This is a genomic window from Collinsella sp. SGI.241, from assembly GCF_050312955.1.
Classification (GTDB): domain Bacteria; phylum Actinomycetota; class Coriobacteriia; order Coriobacteriales; family Coriobacteriaceae; genus Collinsella.
In genome coordinates this window covers 1-2,472 of the sequence record NZ_JBNPKM010000025.1, presented here as the reverse complement: position 1 = coordinate 2,472, position 2,472 = coordinate 1, and the positions used below count along the sequence as shown (strand labels likewise).

Here is a 2,472-nt window from a genome sequence, read left to right as displayed (position 1 = left end):
TGTTTTTGATAGCTTTTATTTTTAGGAAATCACGAGATAAAAGTTTCGGGTTTCACGACGATTGTTTCGCCTCATAAGCAAAGGCGCCGACCACCTCCAACGGATGGCCTAACTTAGTCATTGCTTCGGTAATCGACTCAAGGAGGCCGGAAAGGAAATGATCGGCATGTCAACTATTCTAGCAATCAAGCAGCGCGCTGCCCGTGGCGACAGCGTCGCCCAGATAGCCAGGGAGGAGGGAATCTCCGAGCCCACGGTGCGCAAATACCGCGACATGGACGACTTCTCCCCTCAGGTCAAGCCCAGGAAGAGGCGCGGTTCGAAGCTTGACCCGTTCAAGGCGACGATAGATCGTTGGCTTGCGGAGGACAGGAAGCGGCGCCCCAAGCAGCGACACACGGCCCAGCGGGTATTCGACCGGCTCGTCGCGGAATGCGGCTACGACGGCAGCTACACAATCGTCCAGGCCTACGTCAAGAAGCGCAAAGCCGAGCTCAAAGGCGCCAAAGACGAGTTCCTCAACCTCGAATGGGCGCCCGGCGAGGGGCAGGTCGACTTCGGCGTGTGCGACTTCAGGGTGCTGGGCGTCATGCGCGAGGTGCACTACCTGGTGGTCACCTTCCCGTTCTCCAACGTGTCGCTGGCGCAATGCTTCTGGGGCGAGACGTCGGAATGCGTCTGCGAGGGCCTGAAGGCCGTGTTCGAGTTCTGCGGGGGCGTGCCCACCCGGTTGGTGTTTGACAACGCCACGGGCGTCGGCAGAAGGGTCGGCCAGGTTGTCAGCACCGCCGACACGTTCACGCGCTTCGCCGCCCACTACGGGTTCGACTTCTCCTTCTGCAACCCCAACTCCGGCCACGAGAAGGGCTCCGTGGAGAATGCCGTCGGGGCCATCCGGCGCAACCTGTTCGTCCCCGTTCCCCGCATCGACAGCCTGCCCGCCTACAACAAGCGGATCCTCGGCAGGTGCCTGGATCGCGCCGGCAAGGACCATTACCTCAAAGGGGAGCCCGAGCGCCAGCTGTTCATGGAGGACTGCGTGGCCATGGCCGACCTGCCGGCGAAGCCCTTCCGCGTCGCGAAGATAGTCACGGCCAAGACCGACAAGTACGGCGACGCGTGCCTCGACGGCAGACACCGCTACCCGCTCGGGCCGGACCACGGCGAGGAGAGGGTGATCGTCGAGCTGGGCGCATTCCGGGTAGCCTTCTACGACGGCGAGGGCACGCAGATCGCCGCCTTCGACCGAGCATACGGGGATGCGCCCACCAAGGCCAGCGACCCCATGTCGCAGCTGGCGCTCCTTTGCAGGAAGCCGGGCGGATGGCAGAACAGCGCCGTCAGGGCGACCTTGCCGAAATCGCTGGCCAGGTCGATGGATTCCATGGGCAGGGCCGACAGGGGCACGATGCTCAGGATGCTTCGCGACGTCAGCGCGGATGCGGGCTACGAGGCCGCGGTAGCGGCGATGGCCGCGCTCGGCGCCGACGGCGGCGTCCCCAGCCGCGCTGACGTCGCATTGGCTGCCGCATGCACGGCGAACGGCCAAGGGTCCATCGCATACGACGACAGCCCCGACCTCGGGATGTACGACGCCGTCTTCGCAAAGGAGGCCTAGCCATGGACATCGAGCAGATGACGAGGGGCCAGATCGAGGCGGAGTTCGCCGCGCTGGCCAGGACCATGTACTTCACCAAGTCGACGATCGCGGCGTTTTCCAAGGATGCCACGCGAGGCCAGCTGGTGGCTGCATGCGAGCTGATCAGGAGCGAGAACGCCACCAGGGAGGAGAACAGGAAGGCAAGGCTCATGAGGCAGGCCAAATTCCCGGCCGTGAAGTCGGTCGCGGACTTCGACTTCGGCGAGGTGTCCTTCCCAGACGGCTACACCGTCGATGACCTGGTGTCATTGGAGTTTGTCCGGCAGGCCCAGGACTTCGTGTTCTACGGAGGATGCGGACGCGGAAAGACCCACCTGTCGATCGCACTGGGCGTGCTGGCGGCCGAGCGGGGCTACAAGGTCAGGTACTTCGAGACCGCGTCGCTGGTGCTGATGCTGAAGGCGGCCGTCGCCGACAACAGGCTCGAGCAGGTGCTTCGCGACATAGCCAAGGCGGACCTGCTGATAATCGACGAGTACGGCTACATCCCGATAGACATCGAGGGCGCTCGGCTGCTCTACCAGGTGATGTCGGCAACGTACGAGACGAGGAGCATGATCGTCACAACCAACATAGAGTTCGGCAAATGGGGCACTGTGCTGGGAGACGCGCACCTGGCCACGGCGACGATTGACAGGATCATGCATCATGGTCGGCTGGTTGAGTTCGGCGGGCAGAGCAGAAGGTTCGAGGAAGCCTTGATGATGGGAAGATCGGACAGTTAGCGAAGAAAGGGTGCGGCACCTTTGCAAAACGGTGAAACCCGAAAGAAATTAGTCGTGAAATCCTAAATTTAGTTGTTGTGAAAAACA

At 62.3% G+C, this 2,472-nt stretch carries 2 protein-coding genes; both read left to right on the top strand.

Annotation, left to right across the window (positions count from 1 at the left end; translation table 11 throughout):
- The first annotated feature begins 157 nt into the window (after positions 1-157).
- On the top strand, positions 158-1,618 hold the full coding sequence (istA, locus tag ACQQ92_RS08395; RefSeq protein WP_123220231.1) for an IS21 family transposase: 1,461 nt from the start codon (positions 158-160) through the stop codon (positions 1,616-1,618).
- Between the two features lie 2 nt (positions 1,619-1,620).
- The gene (istB, locus tag ACQQ92_RS08390) at positions 1,621-2,385 is read left to right on the top strand and encodes an IS21-like element helper ATPase IstB (RefSeq protein WP_273339942.1); all 765 of its coding nucleotides are present in this window, start codon (positions 1,621-1,623) and stop codon (positions 2,383-2,385) included.
- The last annotated feature ends 87 nt before the right edge of the window (positions 2,386-2,472 follow it).